The sequence below is a fragment of the Micromonospora sp. NBC_01699 genome (assembly GCF_036250065.1).
GTDB lineage: Bacteria > Actinomycetota > Actinomycetes > Mycobacteriales > Micromonosporaceae > Micromonospora_G.
In genome coordinates this window covers 6,771,866-6,797,321 of the sequence record NZ_CP109199.1, presented here as the reverse complement: position 1 = coordinate 6,797,321, position 25,456 = coordinate 6,771,866, and the positions used below count along the sequence as shown (strand labels likewise).

21 protein-coding genes are annotated in these 25,456 nt (G+C 70.8%); 11 read left to right on the top strand and 10 right to left on the bottom strand.

Annotated features, from left to right (window positions below):
- The first annotated feature begins 113 nt into the window (after positions 1-113).
- Positions 114-1,901 carry a glycoside hydrolase family 6 protein gene (locus OG792_RS27835; protein WP_329103801.1) on the top strand — a complete coding sequence of 596 codons (1,788 nt, stop codon included), beginning with the start codon at positions 114-116 and terminating at the stop codon, positions 1,899-1,901.
- 87 nt (positions 1,902-1,988) lie between these two features.
- Here the strand turns inward: OG792_RS27835 and OG792_RS27830 are convergent, their stop codons facing one another.
- From OG792_RS27830 to OG792_RS27820, 3 genes are all read right to left on the bottom strand, one after another.
- Positions 1,989-2,354, bottom strand: coding sequence for a hypothetical protein (locus tag OG792_RS27830; protein WP_329103799.1), 366 nt, complete (start codon positions 2,352-2,354; stop codon positions 1,989-1,991).
- Between the two features lie 202 nt (positions 2,355-2,556).
- Positions 2,557-3,387 carry a hypothetical protein gene (locus OG792_RS27825; protein ID WP_329103797.1) on the bottom strand — a complete coding sequence of 277 codons (831 nt, stop codon included), beginning with the start codon at positions 3,385-3,387 and terminating at the stop codon, positions 2,557-2,559.
- Positions 3,388-3,400: 13 nt separating this feature from the next.
- Positions 3,401-4,054, bottom strand: a complete 654-nt coding sequence (locus OG792_RS27820) for a hypothetical protein (RefSeq protein WP_329103795.1) — start codon at positions 4,052-4,054, stop codon at positions 3,401-3,403.
- A gap of 392 nt (positions 4,055-4,446) precedes the next feature.
- Here OG792_RS27820 and OG792_RS27815 point away from each other — a divergent pair, with 392 nt between their 5' ends.
- The 5 genes from OG792_RS27815 (at position 4,447) to OG792_RS27795 (ending at position 10,355) form a co-directional block, all read left to right on the top strand.
- Complete coding sequence (locus tag OG792_RS27815) at positions 4,447-5,937, top strand: catalase (protein ID WP_329103793.1); 1,491 nt, start codon at positions 4,447-4,449, stop codon at positions 5,935-5,937.
- A 340-nt stretch (positions 5,938-6,277) separates the two neighbouring features.
- A complete protein-coding gene (locus OG792_RS27810; RefSeq protein WP_329103791.1) occupies positions 6,278-8,974 on the top strand; it encodes a sensor histidine kinase in 2,697 nt (898 codons plus the stop codon).
- On the top strand, positions 8,974-9,393 hold the full coding sequence (locus tag OG792_RS27805; RefSeq protein WP_329103789.1) for a roadblock/LC7 domain-containing protein: 420 nt from the start codon (positions 8,974-8,976) through the stop codon (positions 9,391-9,393). Before OG792_RS27810 ends, OG792_RS27805 begins: the two co-directional genes overlap by 1 nt.
- Complete coding sequence (locus OG792_RS27800; RefSeq protein ID WP_329103787.1) at positions 9,383-9,772, top strand: DUF742 domain-containing protein; 390 nt, start codon at positions 9,383-9,385, stop codon at positions 9,770-9,772. Before OG792_RS27805 ends, OG792_RS27800 begins: the two co-directional genes overlap by 11 nt.
- Complete coding sequence (locus tag OG792_RS27795) at positions 9,753-10,355, top strand: GTP-binding protein (protein ID WP_329103785.1); 603 nt, start codon at positions 9,753-9,755, stop codon at positions 10,353-10,355. Before OG792_RS27800 ends, OG792_RS27795 begins: the two co-directional genes overlap by 20 nt.
- A 13-nt stretch (positions 10,356-10,368) precedes the next feature.
- Here the strand turns inward: OG792_RS27795 and OG792_RS27790 are convergent, their stop codons facing one another.
- The 4 genes from OG792_RS27790 to OG792_RS27775 all read right to left on the bottom strand — a co-directional run bounded on the left by OG792_RS27790 (position 10,369) and on the right by OG792_RS27775 (position 14,166).
- On the bottom strand, positions 10,369-11,088 hold the full coding sequence (locus tag OG792_RS27790; RefSeq protein ID WP_329103784.1) for a LutC/YkgG family protein: 720 nt from the start codon (positions 11,086-11,088) through the stop codon (positions 10,369-10,371).
- Between the two features lie 100 nt (positions 11,089-11,188).
- Positions 11,189-12,634, bottom strand: a complete 1,446-nt coding sequence (locus OG792_RS27785; RefSeq protein ID WP_329103782.1) for a LutB/LldF family L-lactate oxidation iron-sulfur protein — start codon at positions 12,632-12,634, stop codon at positions 11,189-11,191.
- On the bottom strand, positions 12,631-13,437 hold the full coding sequence (locus OG792_RS27780; RefSeq protein WP_329103780.1) for a (Fe-S)-binding protein: 807 nt from the start codon (positions 13,435-13,437) through the stop codon (positions 12,631-12,633). Before OG792_RS27780 ends, OG792_RS27785 begins: the two co-directional genes overlap by 4 nt.
- Before the next feature lie 45 nt (positions 13,438-13,482).
- Entirely contained in the window at positions 13,483-14,166 is a 684-nt protein-coding gene (locus OG792_RS27775) for a GntR family transcriptional regulator (protein WP_329111477.1), read from the bottom strand.
- 215 nt (positions 14,167-14,381) lie between these two features.
- On the opposite strand from OG792_RS27775, the gene OG792_RS27770 reads away from it, so the two are divergent.
- The 3 genes from OG792_RS27770 to OG792_RS27760 all read left to right on the top strand — a co-directional run bounded on the left by OG792_RS27770 (position 14,382) and on the right by OG792_RS27760 (position 19,208).
- Positions 14,382-15,446 carry a lactonase family protein gene (locus tag OG792_RS27770; RefSeq protein WP_329103778.1) on the top strand — a complete coding sequence of 355 codons (1,065 nt, stop codon included), beginning with the start codon at positions 14,382-14,384 and terminating at the stop codon, positions 15,444-15,446.
- Between the two features lie 241 nt (positions 15,447-15,687).
- Complete coding sequence (locus tag OG792_RS27765; RefSeq protein WP_329111476.1) at positions 15,688-17,454, top strand: substrate-binding domain-containing protein; 1,767 nt, start codon at positions 15,688-15,690, stop codon at positions 17,452-17,454.
- Positions 17,455-17,723: 269 nt separating this feature from the next.
- Positions 17,724-19,208: a sugar transferase gene (locus OG792_RS27760; RefSeq protein ID WP_442932317.1), complete on the top strand. Its 1,485-nt coding sequence runs from the start codon at positions 17,724-17,726 to the stop codon at positions 19,206-19,208.
- Between the two features lie 77 nt (positions 19,209-19,285).
- On the opposite strand, the gene OG792_RS27755 is transcribed toward OG792_RS27760, so the two are convergent.
- The gene (locus OG792_RS27755) at positions 19,286-20,656 is read right to left on the bottom strand and encodes an ROK family transcriptional regulator (RefSeq protein ID WP_329103775.1); all 1,371 of its coding nucleotides are present in this window, start codon (positions 20,654-20,656) and stop codon (positions 19,286-19,288) included.
- 74 nt (positions 20,657-20,730) lie between these two features.
- Here OG792_RS27755 and xylA point away from each other — a divergent pair, with 74 nt between their 5' ends.
- Positions 20,731-21,918, top strand: coding sequence for a xylose isomerase (gene xylA / locus OG792_RS27750; RefSeq protein ID WP_329103772.1), 1,188 nt, complete (start codon positions 20,731-20,733; stop codon positions 21,916-21,918).
- A gap of 57 nt (positions 21,919-21,975) precedes the next feature.
- The gene (gene xylB / locus OG792_RS27745; protein ID WP_329103770.1) at positions 21,976-23,421 is read left to right on the top strand and encodes a xylulokinase; all 1,446 of its coding nucleotides are present in this window, start codon (positions 21,976-21,978) and stop codon (positions 23,419-23,421) included.
- A gap of 187 nt (positions 23,422-23,608) precedes the next feature.
- Here xylB and OG792_RS27740 read toward each other — a convergent pair whose 3' ends face one another.
- Together OG792_RS27740 and OG792_RS34845 are read right to left on the bottom strand one after the other, a co-directional pair.
- Positions 23,609-24,649: a hypothetical protein gene (locus OG792_RS27740; protein ID WP_329103769.1), complete on the bottom strand. Its 1,041-nt coding sequence runs from the start codon at positions 24,647-24,649 to the stop codon at positions 23,609-23,611.
- A 226-nt stretch (positions 24,650-24,875) separates the two neighbouring features.
- Entirely contained in the window at positions 24,876-25,118 is a 243-nt protein-coding gene (locus OG792_RS34845; RefSeq protein WP_442932316.1) for a DUF397 domain-containing protein, read from the bottom strand.
- Positions 25,119-25,456 lie beyond the last annotated feature (338 nt).

Sequence of the window (25,456 nt, the reverse complement as noted above, 5' to 3'; positions counted from 1 at the left end):
GGCACTCGAAGTCCCCATGGCGCCTTGTGGACAACCCACCGGTTCACGTCCGTGAGGCCGCCGCGCGCCGGGTCCCGCCCCCGCGGTCCGGCTGGCCCAAGGAGATCAGTCGCATGAATTTACGGAGTAAATTGTCCGGCCGACGCAAAGCGCTGGTGGCGGCGGCCGCGAGCATGTTGGTGGCCGCCGGCCTCGTCACCCTTCCGGTCACGGTCGCCCACGCGGCCACCCAGTGCAGCGTCACGTACGCCGCGAGCCAGTGGCAGGGCGGCTTCAGTGCCAACCTGACCATCCGGAACATCGGTGACCCGCTCAACGGGTGGACTCTCAGCTTTACCTTTCCCAACAGCAGCCAGCGGGTTCAGCAGGGCTGGTCGGCGACCTGGACCCAGTCCGGCAGCCAGGTGACCGCGCAGAGCCTGTCGTGGAACGGCTCGCTGGCCACCGGAGCCTCCACCGGCATCGGCTTCAATGGCGCCTGGAGTGGCAGCAACCCCGCACCGACCTCGTTCAGCATCAACGGGACCGTGTGCAACGGCGGCACCCCGCCGACCACCCCGCCGACGACGCCGCCCACCACGCCGCCGACGACGCCACCGACCACCCCGCCCACCACGCCCCCGCCCACCACGCCGCCGACCACTCCGCCGCCGGGCGGACCGCGGGTGGACAACCCGTACGTGGGTGCCACGGGTTACGTGAACCCGGACTGGAAGGCGAAGGCGGACGCCGAGCCGGGCGGTAGCCGGATCTCCAACAACCCGACCGGCGTGTGGATGGACCGGATCGCCGCGATCAGCGGTTCCGCCTCCGCCCGTGGTCTGCGGGCTCACCTGGACACGGCGGTGGCGCAGGGCGCCGGCTACATCCAGATCGTCATCTACAACCTGCCGGGCCGGGACTGTTCCGCGCTGGCGTCCGCCGGTGAGTTGGGGCCGACAGAGCTGGACCGGTACAAGACGGCGTACATCGACCCGATCGCTGCGATCATGGGCGATGCCAAGTACCGCAATCTCCGGATCATCAACGTGATCGAGATCGACTCGCTGCCGAACCTGGTCACCAACACCGGCAGTCGGCCCACCGCCGTCCCGGCATGCGACGTCATGAAGGCGAACGGTAACTATGTCAACGGCGTCGGGTACGCCCTGGCGAAGCTGGGCGCGCTGCCGAACACCTACAACTACATCGACGCCGGCCACCACGGCTGGATCGGCTGGGACGACAACTTCGGCCCGTCCGCGACGCTGTTCGCCGAGGCCGCTCGGGCCTCCGGCAGCACGGTGAACAACGTGCATGGCTTCATTGTCAACACCGCCAACTATGGCGCCCTGATCGAGCCGTACTACAACATCAACAGCACCGTGGGCGGTACGTCGGTGCGGCAGTCCAAGTGGGTCGACTGGAACCGGTATGTGGACGAGCAGTCGTTCGCACAGGGGTTCCGTACCCAGCTGATCAGCGCCGGGTTCAACTCCAACGTCGGCATGTTGATCGACACCAGCCGTAACGGTTGGGGTGGCTCGGCCCGTCCGACCGGCCCCGGCCCGCAGACGAATGTGGACACCTTCGTCGACGGCGGCCGGCTCGACCGGCGAATCCACACTGGCAACTGGTGCAACCAGAGCGGTGCCGGTATCGGCGAGCGCCCGCGGGCCGCGCCGGCCGCCGGAATCGACGCCTACGTGTGGATCAAGCCCCCGGGTGAGTCCGACGGCGCCAGCCGGGAGATCCCGAACGACGAGGGCAAGGGCTTCGACCGGATGTGCGACCCGACGTACACCGGCAACGCCCGTAACGGCAACAACATGAGTGGTGCCCTGCCCGACGCCCCGCTTTCCGGGCAGTGGTTCTCGGCCCAGTTCCGGCAGCTGATGCAGAACGCGTACCCGCCGCTGTAGGTGGTCGGGTAGGCAGCTCAGACACCACAGGGGGATCCCCGGCCCGACCGGTCACGGTCGGGCCGGGGATCCCTACGCGTACGCGTTTCAGGGAACTGTCTTCTCGACCGCGGCCGGACCCTCCTCGGCGAGCACCCGGCGGGCCCGTTCGACGTTGGCCGGGGTGGGGTCCTGGCCCCACGCCACGACCAGATCCTCCGGGTCCCAGGGCTGTTCGGCACCGGTACGCGTCTCGTCCGAGCCGGGTACGCCGCCGCCCTGCGAGTCGCCGATCAGCTCCTCGGTGGGCGGAAAGTCACCCGGTACGTCGTCCGGCGCGAGGAACCGCGGGTTGTTCGCGTCCCCTCCGCCGCCCGTTCTGAGCTGCGGAAGGGTGCTCTCGTCGGCGGCGGCCGAGGTCATCTCCGGGGACTCCTCCAACGGCCGGTCCAGGCCCGGATCGCGCTCCGACATGTTGCTGCCCTCCTGTCCGGTGGTGGCGTCGTTCCCGTCGGGCTCGGCTACCCGCGATCGCCCGTAGCATGCCGCCGCCGGTGCGGTGCCCGCGGTCGATCACCGGGTTGTGGCCGGGGAGTCCGGATGTGGCCAGGGCGTCCGGGTGTGGCCGGGACGGTGCGCGCGAGCGAGCGGCCGGGTCCGGGCGCGGGTGACGGGGTCAGTGGGCGAGCACCCGGTCGAGGAAGTCGCGGTAGCGGCGGATGCGCAGCCGGATCCGCTCGGTCTCGCCGGCATCGTCCGCGCCGTCACCGTCCTGGTCGAGCCTGTCCCGCTGGTCGGCGATTGCCGAGGTCAGCGAGTCGACGGCCTCGCCGACCAGGCCGCGTGCCTCACCGAGGGCGGCCTGTGGGTCGTCCACGAAGCGCAGCTGCACCTCACGCCAGCGGTCGCGCAGTCCGGCGATGGCGTCCGGGTCGAGCAGCGGCCCGACTCCGTCCGCCCCGTCGGGAGCGGTGGCACCGGGAAGCGCGGTATCCGACACCCCGGCGTCCGCAGCCGCGGTGCCCGAACCAGTCGTGCCCGAACCAGTCGTGCCCGGAGCCGTAGTGCCCGGAGCCGTGGTTCCCGGAGCCGTGGTTCCCGGAGCTGCGGTGTCCGGGGTCGAGGTGGCGGGTGTGGCTGTGGCCGTACCCGAATCGGTGGTCGTGGTGTCCGATGCCCGGCCGTCGGCGCGGCCGTTGTCGGGGCCGACCGTCTCGTCGTCCCGGGCGTCGAACTCGTCGGTCCGGTTTCCGCTGGCCAGCGCGGATGCCGCTACCGCGCCGCTGACCGTCGGGGCGCCGAAGGTGGTGGGCAGCGGTGCCGGCTCGTGGTACTCGGTCCGGTCGAGGTCGTCCACCCGGTCGGGGTTGTCGGTGGTGTCCCGGCCGTTGCGCCGGTCGGGGTCGTCGGTCAGGTCCGGGTCGTCGGGCCAGTCCCGGTCGTCGACCTGTACGGGGGTGCGGCCGGCCTGCTGGTCGTCCTGTTGCTGGCGGTCGTGCTGACGCATGGGGATGTACTCCTCACCGGCTTGGCGCGTCCTGCGGCGACTGCCGCGGGGCGGGCTCTGGGGTGTGCTGAGGCTTCTGGGGTAGGGGGTCCGATTCGCTGGCCCCGGAACGGGCGGCCGGCTCGTCCGGGCGTACCGGGTCGGTGCCGAGCAGATCGGCGAAGAGCGCCCGGTAGTGCACCAGGGCCTGACGCAGGTCCTCGGTGCCGGCCTCGCCGCGCTGGTCGCGCAGGCGGATCTCGTGGGCGTCGCGGTAGTGGGACAGGGTGCGGGCGTGTTCGACGGAGAGGGTCGCGAGCTGCTCGTCGTAGTTCCCGGTCGGGTAGCCGCGCTCGGCGATCAGGCGGGTGACCAGTTCGTCGGCCGCCCCGACCGAGTCGTTGGGCGCGTCGACGAAGTTGGCCTGGATGTCCGCCCAGGTGGTGGCGTACCGCTGGCGGGACTCCGCGGGGAGGGGGGTGAGGCTCAGCTCGGCGTGCCGGCGGGTACGTTCGCGCAGTTCCCGCTCGGCGTCGCCACGGCTCTCCCGTTCGGCGACCGCCTGGTCGTACTCCGGACCGAAGCGTCGTCGCAGTGCGGCCCGGCGGGTGACCGCCCAGATCGACGCGGCGACGACCACGACGAGTACGGCGGCCACGACAATGACGATGACCTGCGTGGGTGACATGGGATCCTCCTTCGCCCTCTGCTATTCCCGCTGCGAGGTGATCGCCAATCCCCGGTCGGGACATTTTCGTTTTGAGGTGTGATTGATCATCCCGTCCTGGGGGGTATGTCTGGTATTGCGGGTGATCCAGGGCTCCGCTGGGAACACCCGCCGACCCGGGTTGTTAACTTGACTGATTCCAAAAAACGCGCTTGGGTGGGGTGGTGTCCGGCTGCGGCGCCGCGGCTCGGACAACCCGGACATGCTGGGGTGATCACGCAAAGTGTGCGGATCATCTCGGTAGGCTTGCCAATCAAGCGGTTACCGCCGTTATGCGGTATTTGACCGCCGCCAGGCTGATTCGCCGGTTCGACTGGCGGGTCCTGGCCGCCAGGAAACGTCAGGAGGAGAAGATGAGCGATTCCCAGGCCGAGAAGCCGACGCTCACGACCCGTCAGGGTCACCCCGTGCACAACAACCAGCAGCAGCGCACGGTCGGGTCACGCGGCCCGGCGACGCTGGAGAACTACCACTTCCTGGAGAAGATCAGCCACTTCGACCGGGAGCGGATCCCGGAGCGGGTGGTGCACGCCCGCGGCTTCGTCGCCCACGGCGAGTTCGAGGCGTACGGGCGGATCGGCGACGAGGCGGCATCGACGTACACCCGGGCCAAGCTGTTCCAGACCGAGGGCAAGAAGACCCCGGTCTCGGTGCGCTTCTCCACCGTCATCGGCGGCCGGGACTCGTCCGAGGCGACCCGCGACCCGCGCGGCTTCGCGGTGAAGTTCCGCACCGACGACGGCAACTGGGACCTGGTCGGCAACAACCTGCCGGTCTTCTTCATCCGAGACGCGATCAAGTTCCCGGACGTGATCCACTCGCTCAAGCCGGACCCGGTGACCTTCCGTCAGGAACCCAACCGGATCTTCGACTTCATGTCCAACACCCCCGAGTCGCTGCACATGCTGACCTGGCTGTTCAGCCCGCGCGGCATCCCGGCCAACTACCGGACCCAGGACGGGTTCGGGGTGAACACCTACCGGATGGTCAACGGCGCCGGTGACGGTGTGCTGGTCAAGTACCACTGGAAGTCGCGGCAGGGAATCGAGTCGCTGACCGAGGAGCAGGCCGGCGCGATCCAGGCCACCGAGCTGGGGCACGCCTCGAAGGACCTCTACGAGGCGATCGAGCGCGGCGAGTTCCCGCAGTGGGAGCTCAACGTACAGATCATGAGCGACGACGAGCACCCGGAGCTGGACTTCGACCCGCTCGACGACACCAAGACCTGGCCGGAGGACGTCTTCCCGCTGCGCCCGGTCGGCGTGATGACGCTCAACCGCAACGTCACCGACCACCACAACGAGAACGAGCAGATCGCGTTCGGCACCGGTGTGCTGGTCGACGGGCTGGACTTCAGCGACGACAAGATGCTCGTCGGCCGGACGTTCTCCTACTCCGACACCCAGCGCTACCGGGTCGGCCCGAACTACCTCCAGCTTCCGGTGAACGCGCCGCGCGAGGACGTACGGGTGAGCACCAATCAGACCGGCGGCCAGATGTCGTACGGGATGGACAACCGGGGCGTCAACCCGCACATCAACTTCGAGCCGTCGTCGGTCGCCGGCCTGCGGGAGGCCGACGAGTCCTACCGCGAGTACCGGCCGCACGTCTCGGGTCAGGTGCTGCGCGCGCCGATCGACCGGCAGAACAACTACGCCCAGGCCGGTGAGCGGTTCCGCACCATGCCCGAGTGGGAGCGTGACGACCTGGTGCGCAACCTCGTCGACCTGCTGGGCCAGTGCGACAAGCACATCCAGGAGAAAATGGTGTGGCACTTCGACCAGGCCGACGAGGCGTTTGGGCGCCGGGTCGCCGAGGGTCTCGGGCTGACCACCAACAGCTGATCCGATTGGTCGATGCCGATGCCGCCGCGAGCGGTCCACCGTCTCGGCCCGACTAACGCGCGGTACCGGCGGGGTGTTCCGGAGATTGTCTCCGGGACACCCCGTTTCGCCTGTTCGGGGCGGGTACGGGGCGCGGCGGCTTCCCCGACCGTTCGGGCATCAGCCGAATATGGTCGAGATTGGACAGTACTTCGGAAGCCCACCCGGGACGTCCGGTAGTGCATACGTCGCCGATTACGTATCCTGCCGGAGGCGCACGCTCGTATTCCGTGACTCCGTCGGGAGGATGCGGACCGACCGGGCCCGGTTTTCCCTCCTGCCACCCCCCGGGCGAGGTCCGATGAACAGCCGTAACTGGACGATCCGTTCAAAGATCATCGCGCTGGTCGCGGTGCCGATCGCCGCGTTGTTGGCGTTGTGGATCTTTGCCACCCTGCTCACCATCGAGCCCGCCACCCGGCTGCTCTCCGCGCAGTCCCTGCTCGACAAGGTGGGAAAACCGGGCACCGTCGTGGTCGGTGAACTACAGGCCGAACGCCGGCTCTCCATCCGCTACCTCGCCGGCGGCGACCTGGCCGCCCTGAACGAGCAGCGGGCGGAGACCGACCGGGCGATCGCCGAGATGCGCCGCCTCACCGACGACAGCGGTCTGCTCGACTCCGGCGGCGACCAGCTCCGCGGCCGGATCGACCAGCTCTTCGTGGCCCTGGAGGCGTTACCCGCCGGCCGGGGCTTCATCGACCGCAAGGACATGGACCGGGCCGGCGCGTTCGGGCTCTACAGCAGCACCATCTCGCTGACCTACCGGGTCTTCGACGCGATGGCCGCGCTGGGCGTCGACGGCGTCAACGTGGAGTCGCTCAACGTGATCTCCCTCGGCGGCGCTCGCGAGGTACTCGACCAGGTGGACGCCGTACTCGCCGGGGCGTTCGTCGCCGGACGCTTCGCCGAGGGCGAGTACCCGCAGGTGGTGCAGGCGATCGGCACCCAGCGGTTCCTCTACGAGGATGCGGTGGCCGACCTGCCGGACAGCGACCGGGCCGCGTACCAGCGGATGGTCGACGGCGAGGACTTCGTCCGGGTCCGGGCGATGATGGCCGACGTGGTCGCCAAGGGCCGGACCGGTGCCGCGGTGCCGGTCGGCGCCGAAGCATGGCGGACCAGCTACGACAACGTCCAGCAGCAGTTGTACGACTTCGAACTGGCCGCCGCGGACACGCTGACCGACCGGGCCAAGCCGGTCGCGGTCCAGGTGCTGGTCCGGCTCGGCCTCGCCGGCCTGCTCGGGCTGGCCGCGGTCATCCTGTCCATGTTCATCGCGGTCCGGGTCGGCCGCTCGCTGATCGGGCGGCTGACCGGCCTGCGTACGGCCGCACTGGAACTCGCCGGCACCCGGCTGCCCGATGTCGTCGGGCGGTTGCGCCGGGGCGAGGACGTCGACGTCGCCCGCGAGTCCCCGGACCTGGAGTACGGCCGGGACGAGATCGGCCAGGTCGGAAACGCGTTCAGCGAGGTGCAGCGCACCGCCGTACGTTCCGCGGTGGACGAGGCGGGGCTGCGGCGCGGGATGAACGAGGTCTTCCTCAACATCGCCCGGCGCAGCCAGACCCTGCTGCACCGCCAGCTCGCACTGCTCGACAAGATGGAACGGCGGGTCACCGAGCCGGAGGAGCTGGAGGACCTGTTCCGGATCGACCACATGGCCACCCGGATGCGTCGGCACGCCGAGGACCTGGTCATCCTCGCCGGTGCCGCACCCGGTCGGGGCTGGCGCAACCCGGTCGCCATGGTCGACGTGATGCGGGGCGCGATCTCCGAGGTCGAGGACTACGCGCGGGTCGACGTGGCCGCCGTACAGCCGGCGTCGGTCGTCGGCCCGGCGGTCGGTGACGTGATTCACCTGCTGGCCGAGCTGATCGAGAACGCCACCTCGTTCTCGCCGCCGCACACCCGGGTACGGGTCACCGGGCAACTGGTCCCCAACGGGTACGCGATCGAAGCCGAGGACCGGGGCCTGGGGATGACCCCGGAGGCGCTGGACGCGGCGAACCGGCGGTTGGCCGACCCACCCGAGTTCGACCCGGTGAACAGCGCCCGGCTGGGCCTGTTCGTGGTCGCCCAGCTCGGTGCCCGGCACGGGGTCAAGGTGCAACTGCGCTCGTCCCCGTACGGCGGGGTGACCGCGGTGGCGCTGATCCCCGGTGAACTCGTGGTGCCCGGCAACGGCCCGCTCGCCCTGCCCGGCCGACCGGTGGAGCCGGTCCGGTCGGTCGACCCGATCGAGGTCGGCGAGCTGGTGGACGCGGACTCGGGGCCCGGCACGGGCTCGGCGCCGCTGTCCGGGGCGACGCTCGCGTCCCGGCTCGGTGCCGGTCCGGGAGCACGGGCGGGCCTGGCCGGCAGGACCGGTTCGGGACAGCGGATCGGGTCGGGCGTACCGGAGCGCCGGGCCAGGACCCTGGGGCGGTTGACCGCGGTGCCGAGTGCACCGGACCGGGACGTACCGGATCGGCCGGGTGGGCCGTTCGCGGCGCCCGCGACCGTCGGTACGCCGGCCGGGGCGAGCCCGCCGGCAACCGAACCCACGGCGGTGCCGGTGGGCGACGACGGCCTGCCCCGCCGGGTCCGGCAGACCAGCCTGGCGCCGCAGCTGCGCGAGCCGACGGTGTCGGCCGAGCCGGCACCCCGGGACGCGGAGCCATCGGTGCAGCCACCGAAGCCGGCCGGGCGCACACCAGAGGAGATCCGGGCGATGATGTCGGCGATGCAGGCCGGCACCGCCCGGGGCCGCCGGGACGCGGCGAGCCCGACCGACGCACCCACCGTCCAACTGGCCACCCTCAAACCGGCCACCCTCAGTCCGGCCACCGCCGCGCCGAGGACCACCGTTCCCCCGGAGATGACTCCGGCACCGGCACCCGCGCCGACGCGGGCCACCGCCGCCGGGAACGACGAGCCGGTCGTCGCCGCGCCGGCCAGCCCAGCCGATGCCCCGGTCGCCGACCCGGGCTCCACCGATTCTGGAAGGGACGCGTAGTGGTGCACCCGACGAGACCGGCCGATCTCGCCTGGCTCCTCGACGACCTCGTGGAGCGCGTACCGACCGCGGAACAGGCCGTGGTGCTGTCCGCGGACGGGTTGCTGATGGCCGCGTCCCGCGGGCTGGCCCAGGAGGACGCCGAGCACATGTCCGCCATGGCCGCCGGCTTCCAGAGCCTGGCCAAGGGGGCCAGCCGGCAGTTCACCGCCGGCCCGGTACGACAGACAGTGGTCGAGATGGAGTCGGCGTTCCTCTTCGTCACCGCCGCCGGGCAGGGCGCCTGCCTGGCCGTGCTCTGTGGCGCCGACTCCGACATCGGCCTGATCGCGTACGAGATGGCGATGCTGGTGACCAGGGTCGGCGAGTTCCTGAGCACACCGAGCCGTAGTGCTGGGGTGACAGCCGATGCGAGATGAGCTGCCCGGACCACACCACGACTGGCTGGATTCCGACGCCGGGCCGGTGGTCCGCCCGTACATGATGACCGGTGGTCGGGTCCGGCCGGCGGTCGGCGGCTTCGACCTGGTCGCGTTCGTGGTCGCGGCCGTGGCCGGTGGTGACGGCCGGGCCGAGCAGCTCCAGCCGGAGCACCGGCAGATCGTCCGGTTGAGCCAGGAGCCGATCTCGGTCGCCGAGGTCGCGTCCCATCTCGACCTGCCGTTGGGGGTGGTCCGGATCCTGCTCGCCGACCTGCTCACGGCCGAGCTGATCGCCATGTACGAGCCCTCGTCGGCACCCAGTTTCCCGGAAGACGACATTCTCAAGGCGGTGGTCAATGGACTCCGTGCGCTCTGACCGGGCCGAATCCGCCCGGCGGATCCCGCTCGCGTTGAAGATCCTGGTCGCCGGGGGATTCGGGGCCGGCAAGACCACGTTGGTCGGCGCGGTGAGCGAGATCAGGCCGTTGCAGACCGAGGAGGTCCTCACCGACGCGGGGGTGGGCACCGACGACCTGGCCGGTGTCGAGGGCAAGACCACCACCACGGTGGCAATGGACTTCGGCCGGATCTCGATCAACGAGGATCTCCAGGTCTACCTGTTCGGCACTCCCGGCCAGGATCGGTTCTGGTTCCTCTGGGACGAGTTGGCGTTCGGCGCGCTCGGGGCGGTGGTGCTGGCCGACACCCGGCGGCTGGCCGACTGTTTTCCCTCGGTGGACTACTTCGAGCGACGGGGTACGCCGTTCGTGGTCGGGGTCAACTGCTTCGAGGGCGCGCAACAGTTCAGCCCGGCGTCGGTGCGGGTGGCGCTGGATCTCGATCCGGACGTGCCGGTCGTGCTCTGCGACGCCCGCAGCCGCCAGTCCGGCAAGGGCGTACTGGTCACCCTGGTCGAGCACGTCGCGGCCCGGCGCGGCGTAGCGGTCTCGGCGAACTGACCCACCGCGCCGGTCAGCCGGCGACGATGAGCACGTCCAGTCGCCGTGGTCCGTGCACGCCCTCGACCCGGTTCAGTTCGATGTCGCTGGTCGCCGAGGGCCCGGAGACCAGGGTCAGCGGCCGGGTCGGGTCGGCCAGCCGGCGCAGCGCCTGCGGCACCCCGCCGACGACCTGACCGGCCCGGACCACGCAGACATGATGGTCGGGGACCAGGGTGAGCAGCCGCCGCCCCTGGTCGGCGCCGGTGTCGAGGATCAGCGTGCCGGTCTCGGCGATCGCCACCGCGCAGCCGGTGACCACGGCGAGCCCCGGCGCGTCCAGGTCGGTCACCGTCAGGGGCCGCGGCTCGCCGTCGCGCACGACCATCCCCGGGTACGCGGACAGCCAGCCCGCCGGCAGTCCCGCCGGCACCGCCACCGCCGGTACGCCGCCCAGCAGCCCGCCGAGCGCCTCGGCCACCCCGTCGGGGTCGCAGCGCGTGACCGTGGCCCGGTAGTCGACCAGCCGGTCCACCAGCAGCTCGACCAGCGCCGGATCGATCGATGCCGAATCGACCAGCGCCGGATCGGTCGGTGCCAGCTCGACCGGCACGGGGTCGACCGATGCCGGATCCGTCGGTGCGGGTCGGGCCGGGTCCGGGCCGGTGTGGTACTGCCGGGGCACGGTGACCGGGGCGATCGGTGCGACCGCCCGGAGCCGGGCCATGATCTCGTCCCGTGCGGTCATGGTCATGACAGCCCCTCCATCGCCGGCCGTGCCGGGTGCGATCCGTCGGTTGTCAGCGGACCGTGGTCGGGTCCGCCGGTGTTCTTCGGCGCCGGTCACGGCCGGGTCAGCCCCGGCCACGGCCGGCCCACCATTCCCGGAACGTCTCCGGTGCCGGCAGCGGTGCGTCCCGGCTGGCCGTCCAGCCGGAGAGCGGCCAGGGCAGGTGCCGGATCGAGGTCTGCCGGCCGCCCCGCCGCAACGGCGCCGAGCCCCGGCGGGCGGCGCGCAGGGCGGCGGTGTACCGGCGGCGGTCCCGCATCACCCAGGACATCGCCCGCATGGCGGTCCGTTCCGCCGACGGCCGGCCCCGTTTCGCGTCCACCCCCTGCTGGCGCAGGTGCACCAGCACCTCCGGGATGTCGATCCGGACCGGGCAGGCGTCGAAGCAGGCGCCGCAGAGCGTCGAGGCGTACGGCAGGGTTCGGTTCGCGCCCGCGTCCGGCCCGGTCATCTGCGGCGAGAGGATCGCGCCGATCGGCCCGGGGTAGACCGAGCCGTACGCGTGTCCGCCGACCCGCTCGTACACCGGGCAGACGTTCAGGCAGGCGGAGCAGCGGATGCAGCGCAACGCCTGCCGCCCGACCGGGTCGGCCCGGGTGTCGGTACGCCCGTTGTCCACCAGCACGATGTGCACCTGCCGTGGCCCGTCGCCCTCGGTGACCCCGGTCCACATCGAGGTGTACGGGTTCATCCGCTCGCCGGTCGAGGACCGGGGCAGCAGTTGCAGGAACACCTCCAGGTCGCCGAAGGTGGGCAGTAGCTTCTCGATCCCGACCACCGAGATCAGCGTCTCCGGCAGGGTGAGGCACATCCGCCCGTTGCCCTCGGACTCGACCACCACCAGTGTGCCGGTGTCGGCGATGGCGAAGTTGGCGCCGGAGATCGCGACCTTGGCGGAGAGGAACTTGGCTCGCAGGTGCCGGCGGGCCGCCTCGGCGAGTGCGGCCGGTTCGTCGGTGAGCGCGGTGGGGTCCACGCCGGGCATCCGCTCGGCGAAGATGTCCCGGATCTGGTGCCGGTTGTAGTGGATCGCCGGGACCAGGATGTGCGAGGGCTGGTCGTCGGCGAGCTGCACGATCAACTCGGCCAGGTCGGTCTCCACGGCGGCTATCCCGACCGCTTCGAGCGCCTCGTTCAGCCCGATCTCCTGGGTGGCCATCGACTTGACCTTGACCACCTCGTCGGTGCCGGTCTGCCGGACCAGTCGGGTGACGACCTCGTTGGCCTCCCGCGCGTCCCGGGCCCAGTGCACGGTCGCGCCGGCCGCGGTGGCGGCGGCCTCGAACCGATCCAGCAGTTCGGGGAGCCGGGCCAGCACGTCGTCCTTGATCGCCGCACCGGAGACCCGCAGCGCCTCCCAGTCGGGCACCTCGCCGACCATCCGCAGCCGCTTGTCCCGGATGGTGTGGGTGGCCCGGCGCAGGTTGGCCCGCAACTGCGGGTCGGCGAGCCTGGTCCGGGCGGCCACCGGGAACGGCTGCCGCGCGACGATGTTCCCGGTCCCGGTCATTTCGTTCCCTCCGCCGTGGTGGCGGGGGCTTCCGCCGTGGTGGCGGGAATGTCCGCCGTGCCGGCCAGGATCTCGGCGTAGTGGATCGCCCGTACCTCGGGGCGGGTGCCGCCGTCGCCGTCGGGTTGGCCGGTACGGCGGGACAGCCCGCCGCCGATGTGGGCCAGGCAGGAGTTGTCGGCGGCGGCGACATACTCGGCTCCGGTGGAGCAGACCGCGTCGCACTTGTCGGCCAGCATCGCGCCGGAGACGCCGGCGTTCTTGACCGCGAACGTGCCGCCGAAGCCGCAGCACTCCTGGGCGCCGGGCAGCTCGACCAGGTCGATGTCGCGTACGGCGCGCAGCAGTTGCAGTGGCTTGTCGCCCAGCCGCAGCATGCGCAGGCCGTGACAGGTCGGGTGGTACGTGACCCGGTGCGGGAACGAGGCGCCGAGATCGGTCACGGCGAGCACGTCGACCAGCAGTTCGGACAGCTCGTACGTGCGCGGGGCAAGGTCGGCGACCCGCCGCGCCAGCGCCGGCTCGGACGCGGCCAGCCGGGGGTACGACTCACGCACCATCGCCACGCACGAGCCGGACGGGGCCACCACGGCGTCGTACGGGCCGAAGGTGTCGACGAACCGGCGGACCAGCGGCATCGCCTCGGCCCGATAGCCGCTGTTGGCGTGCATCTGGCCGCAGCAGCTCTGTTCGGTGGGGAACTCGACGGTGTGGCCGAGCCGTTCCAGGATCGTCACCACCGCCCGCCCGGTGCCGGGGAACACCAGGTCGTTTACGCAGGTCACGAAGAGCGCGATGCGCACGGGATCTCTTTTCGCGGCGGGTCGGCCCATCCGGAGGGGGGCATGTCAGGCGGTCTCGAAGAAGGGGAGCTGCCGGTCCCGGGCGGCGAGCAGGTGGGCGCGCATGGCGGCAGCGGCGTCGTCGGGGTCGCCGGCGGCGACCGCGTCGACTATCCGGTGGTGTTCCCGGGCGCTGATCCCGTGGTGGGTGGCCGGGAAGTAGAGCCGGAACAGGTGCAGGTGGGACCGGAGCCGGACGACGGCGTCGTGCAGCAACTGGTTGCCGGCCCGCTCGGCGACGAGGTGGTGGAACCGGGCGTCCCGGTTGGTGAACTCCGCGATGGCGGCGAAGCCCTCGGTGCCGGGTGCCGGGCCGGGGAGTTCGGCCGCGCCGCGGAGCTGGTCGAGCGCTTCGGCGGGGTTGGGCAGCCCGGCGATCCGGCGGGTGGCCCGTTCGGTGGCGACCGGTTCGAGGATCAGCCGCATCTCGACCAGTTCGTCGAACTCGGGCCGGGTGAGCAGCGGGGTGGCGGTGTAACCGGCGAGCGCGCGCTTGCGGACCAGGCCGTCGGATTCGAGCCGGGCGAGTGCTTCGCGGACCGGAGTGGGAGAGACCTGGAGCTGTCGGGCCAGCGCCTCGATGTTGATCCGTTCGCCGGGCGCCACGGCATGGTCCATCACCAACGTACGCACCGACTCGTAGACGTCGTCGGCGAGTGTCGTCCGTCGCGCGGGCCGTAGTACCTCCATCACGATCGAAGATCCTATAGGATTCGTGCCCCGCTAAGGAAGGCTATTCGTCGCCGCATTTCTGCCACCTCCGTTGCGTCCTGCCGGGCGGGGCGGGCCGTGCTCTGGTTGGATCGAGCGGGTGCACCGGGATTCCCACCGGTGGGGTGCACCAGGACCAGAACCGGGCCCCGGAGCGCGCCAGGACCGGGACCGGGCGGCGGACGGAGCGGCGGATGGCTGACGGCGGCGAGATCGTCTATCTCGGTTGTTACACCGGGGAGGCCGGCGGGCGCGGGAGCGGCATCGTCGCGGCCCGACGGGACCCGGTCACCGGTGCGCTCGACCCGCTCGGCACGGTCGCCCCGACCGTCTCGCCGTCGTTCCTGGCCCGACACCCGACCCAACCCGTGCTGTACGCGGTGAACGAGGTCACCGAGGGGACGGTCAGCGCCTGGGCGATCGACGCCGACACCGCCCTACGCCCGCTCGGCACCTGGTCCACCGGTGGCGACAGCCCGTGTCACCTGGCCGTCGGGGCGGGCGGCCGGCACCTGTTCAGCGCCAACTACGGCAGCGGCAGTGTGGCCGTACATCCGTTGGATTCCGCCGGGGTGCCGGGTGAGCGGACCGACCTGCGCGCGCACGACGGACATGGTCCGGTCCCGCAGCGGCAGGAGCGGGCCCACGCCCACATGGTCTCGCCGGGCCCGGACAACGGCTCGTTGCTCGCGGTCGACCTGGGCACCGACACCATCTACCGGTACGACCTGGACGCACTCGCGGGGCGGCTGCTGCCGCGCGAACCGCTCACCCGGACCCGGCCCGGCACCGGTCCCCGGCACCTGGCCCGTCATCCCGACCGGCACCGCTGTTACGTGGCCGGCGAGCTGGACGCGTCGATTGTCGCGTACACAATGGACAGTAACGGCACGCTGCGCGAACGCGGCCGGGTCGCGGCGAGCGCCCGGCACGGGGCGGTGCAGCCATCCGAGATCGCCGTACGACCGGACGGCCGTTTTCTCTACGTCGGAAACCGGGGAGTGGGCACGGTCTCGGTGTTCGCGCTCGACGAGGAGGTCCCGCGATACGTCACCGAGGTGGCCACCGGAGGCACCTGGCCGAGGCATTTCGCATTGATCGGTACGCACCTCTACGTCGCCGACGAACGGGCCGACGTGGTGAGTGTGTTCACCGTCGACCCGGCCAACGGGATCCCCGAGCCGGCCGGTTCGGTCGCGGTCGCGAGCCCCACCTGCGTGCTGGGACCGCTGCCCTCGGTGCCCGTGGCGGGTCACTGAGTCATCCTCGGCGATGGTGATAATTTTTACCGACATAAATGCTAATCACCGAGAGCCGTCGAATGCACGACATGCTCCGGTTGGAAAGCATGAGCACGAAAACTGGCCCGCTGGGCGGATTACCCGACAGTTTGACGTCATTCGGCTACGCACTGTGAAATTTGAGGTGCGATCCGTATCTCCTGCGTAACTTTCGACCGAACGTAGGTGGCATTATGCGGAGTCGTTACGCAAGATGGTCATCGTGTCGGGCCGCCATCGCATGCGTAACAGTATTCGTGGAGCAGGCGCCATCGCAGCGGCGATGGCGCTTGTCCTTGTCGTGGTGGGAGCGTGGTTCGGCTATCGACAGTTGGCCGAGCCGGCCTGCACCGGGCAACTGCGACTGAACGTCAACGCCGCCCCGGAGATCGAGCCGGCCGTGGCGGCCGCCGCCGCCCAGTGGGCCGAGAACGGCGCCGCCGCCGAGGGCGTCTGCGTCGACGTCGCGGTCACCGCCAGCGACCCGGCCGACGTGGCGGCCATCCTCGCCGGCAAGCACGGGGTGTCGCTGTCCGGGGTGGGTCAGGCGCCCGGCGCCGCGGTGACCCCGGACGTCTGGATTCCCGACTCCAGCACCTGGTTGCAGCGGCTGAGCAAGGAGGCGGCCGGCTTCGCGCCGACCAACAACGCGACGATCGGCCGCAGTCCGGTGGTGGTCGCCATGCCGCAGCCGGTCGCCGCCTCGGTCGGCTGGCCGGACAAGAAGATCACCTGGACCGACCTGCTCAAGCAGGTCACCACCGGTACCAAGCTGCGGACCGGGATCGTCGAGCCGACCCGCGACGCCGCCGGCCTGTCCGGCCTGCTCGCCCTCGGCGCCGCCGCCGGCGCGGCCGGTGGTGCCCAGGCCCAACAGGCCACCACCTCGGCGCTGCGCGCCCTGGCCACCGGCCGCTCCGCGGTACGGCAGGACCTGCTGGCCAAGTTCCCCCGGGCCAACGACCCGGCGACGATCGCCTCCGCCCTCAGCGCCGCCGCGCTGTCGGAGGAGGACGTCATGGAGTACAACGCCAAGCAGCCGCCGATCCCGCTCGCCGCGCTCTACGTCGAACCGACGCCGATGTCGCTGGACTACCCGTACGCGGTGATGCCCGGCATCGAGCCGGCGCGGGTCGCCGCCGCCGAGGGGCTGTTCAAGGTGCTCACCGAGGCCAGCTTCAAGGACCGGTTGGCCAAGCAGAACCTGCGCGGACCGGACGGCACCTGGGGCGAGGGCTTCAGCGCACCCCAGGGCGCCCCCAGCCCCGCCGGTACGCCCACCTCCACCGCGTCCCCGACCGCCGGCGGTACGGCGGCCGGAGGGCCCGATCCGGCCGCGATCAGCCGCGCCCTGTCCACCTGGACCGCGATCACCCTGCCGTCCCGGATGCTCGCCGTGATCGACGTGTCCGGCTCGATGCTGGAGACGGTGCCGACCGCCAACAACGCCACCCGCGCCCAGGTCACCCTGGCCGCCGCGCAGGGCGGTCTGGACCTGTTCGACGAGTCGTGGGCGGTCGGACTGTGGGTCTTCTCCACCGAACTGGTCGGCGCCCGCGACTACCGCGAACTGGTGCCGATCGGCCCGCTGACCAGCCAGCGCGGCCAGCTCAAGTCGGCGCTGGCCGGCATCGCGCCGAAGCGCAACGGCGACACCGGCCTCTACGACACCGTGCTCGCCGCGTACAAGGCGGTGCAGGACGGGTGGGAGCAGGGCCGGGTCAACTCGGTGGTGATGCTGACCGACGGCAAGAACGAGGACGCCAACGGCATCACCCAGGAGAAGCTGCTGGCCGACCTGAAGGCGGCGGCAAACCCGGAACAGCCGATCCAGGTTGTCATCATCGGTATCGGTACCGGTGTCAACCGTGGCGAACTGGACGCGATTACCAAGGTGACCGGTGGCGGCGTCTTCGTCACCGAGGACCCGGCGAAGATCGGCGACATCTTCCTACAGGCGATCGCGCTGCGGCCGGCACCGCGCTGAACCGGGTGGTCGGGCGGCTGATCGCCGACCGGCCGTCCGGCGAACGGTCGGCCGGACATCAAACGAACCACCGACGCGGATCGCACGCTCGGGGGGTTAGGGTACGCCCGGCGGGTACCCGGCCTCCCGGGAAGTGACAGTAATTTGTCCGAAGCTCTCGGTAATCGGATCCGTAGGTGAAGATGTTCGAGATGTCCCGGCACCGCAGGTCCGATGGGGAGGACCGGCGGTTGAACCGGGATTCTCCGTGAGTGCGCTGGGGAGGGCCGGTGACGTCGGCAACACTGCTGAGCTCCGCGACTTTGCCTCCGGAATTGCCACCGGGAGCATCCGCTGTCACGACCAGATCACGGCATCGGGCGTACGTCCGAACCACCGTCGTCTTCGACAGCATCGCCCTCGGAGTCGCCGTACTGATCGGATACTTCGCCCGCTTCGGCGGCGACGATCCGCGCGGCTCCGACATCTCTTACTTCATCATCGGTCCCGCCCTGGTGCTGGTCTGGTTGCTCTCGCTGCGCGGACTGCGCTGCTATGACGACCGGGTGCTGGGCTACGGCGCGGACGAGTACCGGCGGGTCACCGCCGCCAGCCTGAGGTTGGCCGGCGGGATCGCGATCGCCGGCTACATCGCCGACGTCGGCGTGTCCCGTGGTTTCCTCGGCATCTCGTTCGCGGTCGGCACGGTCGGCCTGGCGGTGGCCCGGTTCGCCGCGCGCAAGCGGCTGCACCGGGCCCGCTCCAGGGGGACCGGGTGGGCCCGGCAGGTGCTGGTGGTCGGGGACACCCCGCACGTGCTGGAGTTGGTGCACACGCTGCGTCGGGAGCCGCACGCCGGCTACGAGGTCATCGGTGCCTGCATCCCGGACGCGTTGCTGGCGCCGGTACCGCAGCGGCTGGGTGACGTACCGGTGGTCGGTTCGTTGCGCGGGGTGGCCGAGGCCGCGCTCGCGGTCGGGGCCGACACGGTCGCGGTGACCGCGTCCGGTGAACTCACCTCCACCCGGTTGCGGCGGCTGGGCTGGCAGCTTGAGGGCACCGGGATCGACCTGGTGCTGGCGCCGGCACTGACCGACGTGGCCGGGCCGCGGATCCACACCACGCCGGTTGCCGGGCTGCCGCTGATCCACGTGGAGGCGCCCGAGTTCCGGGGGGCCCGCAAGGTGGTCAAGGGTTTCGTGGACCGGGCGGCGGCCTTCGCGGCGCTCACCCTGGCCCTGCCGATCCTGGCCGTGCTGGCGTTGGCGATCAAGCTGGACAGCCGGGGGCCGGTGATCTTCCGGCAGATCCGGGTCGGCCAGGGTGGGCGCGAGTTCGGCGTCTACAAGTTCCGCACCATGGTCACCAACGCGGACGCGCTGCTGGCCGAGCTGACCGCGCGGAACGAGACCGACGGCCTGATGTTCAAGATGCGCGACGACCCGAGGGTGACCCGGGTGGGCAAGTTCCTGCGCAAGTGGTCGCTGGACGAGTTGCCACAGCTCGCGAACGTTCTTTTCGGCCACATGAGCCTGGTCGGCCCGCGCCCGCCGCTGCCCTCGGAGGTGGCCCGCTACGACGGCGATGTCGCCCGCCGCCTCCTGGTCAAGCCCGGTATGACCGGCCTCTGGCAGGTCAGCGGCCGCTCCGACCTCACCTGGGAAGACGGCATCCGCCTGGACCTCTACTACGTAGAAAACTGGTCCCTGGCGGCAGACCTGACCATCCTCTGGAAAACCTTCGGCGCCGTAGTAAACAGCCGAGGCGCCTACTAACCCCGATCGATGCGTTGATCATGAAGTTAGCGCGGGTTTCCGGCCGGAAACCCGCGCTAACTTCATGATCAACGAGGTCAGGTGGGTGGGGTGAGCCAGTGGGCGGGGTTGGATAGGACGGCGCGGACGACCGAGCCGGCGGCGCCCAGGACGGCGGCGTCGCGGGTCAGGCGGGACGGGCGCACGGTGACGGGGGACCAGGCGGCGGTGAGGACCCGGCGGGCGATTTCCGCCTCCAGGGGTGGGCGGAGCCAGGTCACCAGGGGTGCGTAGATGCCGCCCAGCACGACGGTGTCCAGGTCCAGCAGGTTGATCACACCCGCGATGGCCACACCGAGCGCGGTGGCCGCCTCGGTGAGCGCCCCGAGCGCGGCCGGGTCGCCGGTGCCGGCCCGTTCGGCCAGCCGGGCGATCGCCGCGTCGGCGGGCAGCCCCCGGCCGGCGAGTCCGGCCCCGGTCAGGATCGCCTCCTGGCCGGCGTACTGCTCCAGGCAGCCTCGGGAGCCGCAGCGGCAGGGGCGGCCGGTGGGGTGCACCGGCAGGTGGCCGAGTTCGCCGCTCCAGCCCCGGGCCCCCCGGAACAGGGCACCGTGCAGCACGATGCCGGCCCCGATGCCGATTTCGCCGGAGACGTACAGGAAGGTCGCCGGGCCGGGCGGCCCGGCGTGCAGTTCGCCGAGCGCGGCCAGGTTCGCCTCGTTGTCGATGGTCAACCAGCCACCGCTGCCGGTCCGCTGTCCGGACGGGCCCCGCGCGGTGGCCCCGCCGGGCCCCTGGCCGGGTACGCGTCCCGCCGGTCGAGCCGGTGCCGGGGCGGCCACTCCCGGTTGACCGGGTGCGGTGAGCCGGTGACCGGCCAGCGCCGGATGGGTGTTGAGCCCACCGGCCAGGTCGACGTCCCGCCAGCCGAGGTTCGGCGCCAGCCGCACCACCCCGGTCGAGGTGACCAGACCGGGTACGGCCAGCGCGGTCCCGGCCAGCACCAGGCGCTGCCGGTGCGCCTCGGCGCGGGCGGTGGCGGCCAGGTCACCGAGGTCGTTGAGCACCTCGGCGGGCGAAATCGGGCGCAGGTCGACCCGGCGGACCGCCCGGTGCCGGACGGCGCCGGTCAGGTCGACCACGCAGGCGGCCAGGTAGTCGACGTTGATCTCCAGACCGAGCCCGGCCGGACCGTCGGTCGCCAGCACCAGGCCGAGCGCGGGTCGGCCTGCGCCGGTACGCGGAGCGGGGTCGACCTCGGTCAGCAGGTGCCCGCCGATCAGGTCGTCGACCAGGGCGGAGACGGTGGCACGGGTCAGCCCGGTGGCGGTGGCGAGGTCGGCGCGCGACGGCGGACGCGGCGCGTCGGCGATGTGGCGCAGTAACAGGGCCAGGTTGTGCTCACGCAGGCTCGCCTGGCGTACGGCTGTGCCGGCCGTACCCACCTGGCCGTTGCCGGGTTGCGTCACGTCTTGACAATGCCACAGGCCGGTCAAATAATTCAACGGGTAAACAAATCAAGTATGTTACGTGGAGGTCATCGATGGCTGCCCAACCCACTCGCGCCGACAAGTTCTCGTTCGGCCTCTGGACCGTGGGCTGGGAGGCCCGCGACCCGTTCGGCGACGCCACCCGCGCCCCGCTGGACGCGGTGGAAGCGGTGCACAAGCTCTCCGAGCTGGGGGCTTACGGCATCACCTTCCACGACGACGACCTGATCCCGTTCGGCTCCGACGACGCCAAGCGCGACCACCACATCAGCCGCTTCCGCAAGGCGCTGGAAGAGACCGGCCTGGTGGTGCCGATGGTCACCACCAACCTGTTCACCCACCCGATCTTCAAGGACGGCGGGTTCACCAGCAACGACCGCGACGTACGCCGGTTCGCCCTGCGCAAGGTGCTGCGCAACGTCGACCTCGCCGCCGAGCTGGGTGCCAAGACCTTCGTCATGTGGGGCGGCCGGGAGGGCTCGGAGTACGACGTCGCCAAGGACATCCGGGCGGCACTCGACCGCTACCGCGAGGCGGTCAACCTGCTCTCCGAGTACGTCATCGACAAGGGCTACGACATCAAGTTCGCGATCGAGCCGAAGCCGAACGAGCCCCGTGGCGACATCCTGCTCCCGACCGTCGGCCACGCCCTGGCCTTCATCAACGAGCTGGAGCACCCGGAGCTGGTCGGCCTCAACCCGGAGACCGGGCACGAGCAGATGGCCGGGCTCAACTACGCGCACGGCATCGCTCAGGCGCTGTGGGCCGGCAAGCTGTTCCACCTCGACCTCAACGGCCAGCGCGGCATCAAGTACGACCAGGACCTGGTCTTCGGTCACGGTGACCTGATGAACTCGTTCGCCCTGGTCGACCTGTTGGAGTTCGGCGGCCCGCAGGGTGCCCCGGCGTACGAGGGCCCCCGGCACTTCGACTACAAGCCGTCCCGGACCGAGAACTTCGACGGGGTCTGGGCGTCGGCCGCCGCCAACATGCGCACCTACCTGCTGCTCAAGGAGCGGGCGGCGGCGTTCCGGGCCGACCCGGAGGTGCAGGCCGCGCTCGCCGCGAGCAAGGTCGCCGAGCTGTCCACCCCGACCGTGGCCGCTGGCGAGACGTACGCCGACCTGCTCGCCGACCGGACCGCGTTCGAGGACCTCGACGTGGCCGAGGTGTCGGCGCGCGGCTTCGGCTTCGTGCAGCTCAACCAGCTCGCGGTCGAGCACCTGCTCGGCGCCCGCTGACCCGCTAGGTAGTAGATCACCCCCCCACCACCCCTCAGCCCGCCTCGGAGGCCGGAGATGGCGCTCGTCGCCGGGGTCGACTCGTCGACCCAGTCGTGCAAGGTCGTGATTCGCGACGCGGAGACCGGTGAGCTGGTCCGCTCCGGGCGGGCCGCTCACCCGGAGGGCACCGAGGTGGATCCGGCGGCCTGGTGGGGGGCGTTGCAGGATGCCGTGGAGCAGGCCGGCGGCCTGGCGGATGTGGTTGCCGCCTCGGTCGCCGGCCAGCAGCACGGCATGGTCTGCCTGGACGAGCGGGGCGAGGTCGTCCGCCCCGCCCTGCTCTGGAACGACACCCGGTCGGCCGGTGCCGCGGTCGACCTGATCGAGGAACTGGGCGACGGCAACGTGGCTGGCGGGGACCGGGTCGGTGCGCTGGTGGCCGGTCGGCAGGCGTGGGCGGAGGCGGTCGGCAGCGTACCGGTGGCCAGTTTCACCGTGACCAAGCTGCGCTGGCTGGCTCGCAACGAGCCGGCGTCGGCCGAGCGGACCGCTGCGGTCTGCCTGCCGCACGACTGGCTCACCTGGCGGCTGGCCGGGGCGCACGGGCTGGACGCGCTGCGTACCGACCGCGGCGACGCGAGCGGCACCGGCTACTGGTCGCCGCGTACCGGCGAATACCGGCTCGACCTGCTGGAACGGGCGTTCGGTCGGCGGCCGGTGCTGCCGGTCGTGCTCGACCCGACCGGTCGGGCCGGCGAGCTGCCCAACGGGGCCCCGCTCGGCCCCGGCACCGGCGACAACGCCGCCGCCGCGCTCGGGGTCGGCGCGCTGCCCGGTGACGTGATCGTCTCCATCGGCACCTCCGGCACCGTGTTCAGCGTGGCCGAGACGCCGTCGCAGGACAGCTCCGGCGCGGTGGCCGGGTTCGCCGACGCCACCGGCCGCTTCCTGCCGCTGGTCGCCACCCTCAACGCGGCGCGGGTGCTCGACGCCGCCGCCAAACTGCTCGGCGTCGACCTGGACCAGCTGGCCCGGCTGGCACTGTCGGCACCCTCGGGCGCCGACGGGCTGGTCATGGTGCCGTACCTGGAGGGCGAGCGCACCCCCAACCGTCCACTGGCGACCGGCGCGGTGCACGGCCTGACCCTGCGTACGTCCACCCCCGCGCACCTGGCGCGGGCGGCGGTCGAGGGTCTGCTCTGCGGCCTCGCCGACGGCCTCGACGCGATGGTTGCCCAGGGGGCCACGGTCAACCGGGTGATCCTGGTCGGCGGCGGTGCCCGCTCCGAGGCCGTCCGCCGGATCGCCCCCGAGGTCTTCGGCTGCCCCGTCCTGGTCCCCGCCCCCGGCGAGTACGTGGCCGACGGTGCCGCCCGCCAGGCCGCCTGGGTCGCCCAGGGTGGCGAGGCGCCGCCCACGTGGTCCGCCACCACCACCCAGGAGTACGACGCCCGCCCCGCCCCCCACATCCGCGACCAGTACGCCACCGCCCGAGACCTGATCACCAACCGCCCCACCTAACCCGCGCCTAACCCCCACCCCACCCCCCACCCCACCCCACCCCGCGTTCTCCCCGTTGATCATGAAGTTAGCGCAGGTTCGAGTCTGAAATGTCCGCGTTAACTTCATGATCAACGGGAGGGGGCCGGGTTCGGCGGGCCTGGTGCGCGCTAACTTTATGGTCAACGGGGTCTGTGGTCCGGGGGGGTCAGTCCTTGATGGAGTTGGGTACCACCGGGACCGTCACCGAGGTGCCCGCGCCATTGGTGATGTCCGGCACCAGGATCTCGGTAATCTCGATCTCGGGGCGCTGGGTCCGCTTGGCGATGCTGTCCGTCTCCCGCTTCACCGGGCAGAACGGCAGGTCCGGCCAGAACTTGGCGAACACCTCCCACGCCGCGGTTTCCTGCTTCCGCAGCTCCTCGACGTTTACGTTGTGGCGCTCGCCCTCACCGATGTCGGGCAGGCTCGCCGCGTCGAACGCCTTGGCCAGCAGGCTGACCATGTCGTTGTACCGATCGGAGTTGATGGAGCGGCCGAGGCCCCAGTTGTCACGGGTCTGGTTCAACCGGAATCGATCCTCGTTGGAAACCTTCGTTTCCAGCCCCTCCCGGACGAGCAGCCCTTCCTCGTCCTTCCCGGTCCACCAGCTGGCGTAATAGGTGCTCTGGTAGCCCTGGCAAAGATACCGGTTGCCCTTCGGGTGGACTTCCAGAAGAAACGTGTGCACCGCCGGGAAAGAGCAGTCGAGGAGCAGGATCTGTCCCTCCTGTGGCACCTTCCGGAGGATCTCTGCCAACCGTTTCCCCGCACCCGATCCGACCTTCGTCGAGAGGCCACCATTGATACCGTTCACGAAGCTGGGATGGAGCTTCTTCAGTCCGACCAGGATGTTCTGTGCCGTCGCGCCGCAGTTGGCCCAGCCGACACTGCTCATGGCCATCTTGAACAGGTCCTCGTTGCGGGACTCCACCTTGGTTGTGTTCCCCAGGCCCAGCAGGCCACCGGTCTTCAGCCGCATCTGGGCTGCCCGTACGGCCTGCTGCCAGGACGGGAATGCTTCCTTGTGCTCCGGTCCCGACCACACGACGAGCTGTTGCAGGATGGCCTGCCGTTGGGGCTCCTCCAGCTCGTCACCGGTCGATAGCTGGTATTGACTGAACGCCTGTTCGATATCCTCGGCGTACGGGTCCAGTGCGCCCTCTGTGCCCAGGTTCGGAATCAGTATCTTGGCGATGGTCAGCAACATCTGCTCCTGGGGACGGCTTTGGCTTCGGCGTCGGAACGACTCCGACACCGAAGAATGCCGTACCGGTGGGTCCGGGTGCACGTTCTGTCAGAGATCCGCTAGACCGGCACGCCGTTCCACCTGAATTGGCCCGGTGACGACTTTTCGGACAGTCATCCGACGGATAGCGGGCAATTGCCGACCGACCCGAAACAGCCGTTGCCCAAGACAGCTATCACGCCCGGGTTCAGTGGCGGGTGAGATCGGCCACGAAGGCGCGCCACGGGTAGGGGGCGAAGGTCAAGGTCCCGGCGGTACGGTCCTTCGTGTCCCGAACCAGCACCCGGCCGGGCAGGTTGTCCGCCACCTCGACACAGGTTCCGGGCCGCCACCTGTGGCTGCACCTGGTTGTCCAGGTATGCGAGCTTCTCGCCGTCGACCAGCCGGGCGATGACGAACTGTCCGTTGGGGCCGGCGTAGGCGCCCGCACCCGCCGGGACCTCGTGCAGCCGGACCCGAGCCGGCTCGCCGGCCAACTGGCGCGCGGGCGTAGTCCTCGGTTTGCAGGAGGCCCGGGATTCAGGACTGCTCGTACCAGCGAAGCATGGTTGCGTCGCGCTCCATGGTTGCCCGCTCACGGACCAGGGCGGAATTCCGTCCAGCTCGGAAGGCTCGCGCCACCTTCGCTCGAACAGCCCGCCGGTGTTGCGTGCCTGGTCAACGGCCCGAAGGTAGTCGAGTGTGGGCGGGCGGCCTCCCGTCTCGACGGAACTCATGTGGGACCCGGAGAATTGCACCTCTTCCCGAACTTCTCCCGAGACTCGTCCG

Bases quoted from the DNA above. Each gene is read 5' to 3' on its own strand.
- OG792_RS27770 (WP_329103778.1), top strand. From the start codon at position 14,382: ATGGCTGACGGCGGCGAGATCGTCTATCTCGGTTGTTACACCGGGGAG.
- xylA (WP_329103772.1), top strand. From the start codon at position 20,731: ATGGCTGCCCAACCCACTCGCGCCGACAAGTTCTCGTTCGGCCTCTGG.
- OG792_RS27785 (WP_329103782.1), bottom strand. From the start codon at position 12,634: ATGACCGGGACCGGGAACATCGTCGCGCGGCAGCCGTTCCCGGTGGCC.
- OG792_RS27825 (WP_329103797.1), bottom strand. From the start codon at position 3,387: ATGCGTCAGCACGACCGCCAGCAACAGGACGACCAGCAGGCCGGCCGC.
- OG792_RS27820 (WP_329103795.1), bottom strand. From the start codon at position 4,054: ATGTCACCCACGCAGGTCATCGTCATTGTCGTGGCCGCCGTACTCGTC.
- OG792_RS27835 (WP_329103801.1), top strand. From the start codon at position 114: ATGAATTTACGGAGTAAATTGTCCGGCCGACGCAAAGCGCTGGTGGCG.
- OG792_RS27830 (WP_329103799.1), bottom strand. From the start codon at position 2,354: ATGTCGGAGCGCGATCCGGGCCTGGACCGGCCGTTGGAGGAGTCCCCG.
- OG792_RS27810 (WP_329103791.1), top strand. From the start codon at position 6,278: ATGAACAGCCGTAACTGGACGATCCGTTCAAAGATCATCGCGCTGGTC.
- OG792_RS27795 (WP_329103785.1), top strand. From the start codon at position 9,753: ATGGACTCCGTGCGCTCTGACCGGGCCGAATCCGCCCGGCGGATCCCG.
- OG792_RS27790 (WP_329103784.1), bottom strand. From the start codon at position 11,088: ATGACCATGACCGCACGGGACGAGATCATGGCCCGGCTCCGGGCGGTC.
- OG792_RS27775 (WP_329111477.1), bottom strand. From the start codon at position 14,166: ATGGAGGTACTACGGCCCGCGCGACGGACGACACTCGCCGACGACGTC.
- xylB (WP_329103770.1), top strand. From the start codon at position 21,976: ATGGCGCTCGTCGCCGGGGTCGACTCGTCGACCCAGTCGTGCAAGGTC.
- OG792_RS27800 (WP_329103787.1), top strand. From the start codon at position 9,383: ATGCGAGATGAGCTGCCCGGACCACACCACGACTGGCTGGATTCCGAC.
- OG792_RS27815 (WP_329103793.1), top strand. From the start codon at position 4,447: ATGAGCGATTCCCAGGCCGAGAAGCCGACGCTCACGACCCGTCAGGGT.
- OG792_RS27740 (WP_329103769.1), bottom strand. From the start codon at position 24,649: ATGTTGCTGACCATCGCCAAGATACTGATTCCGAACCTGGGCACAGAG.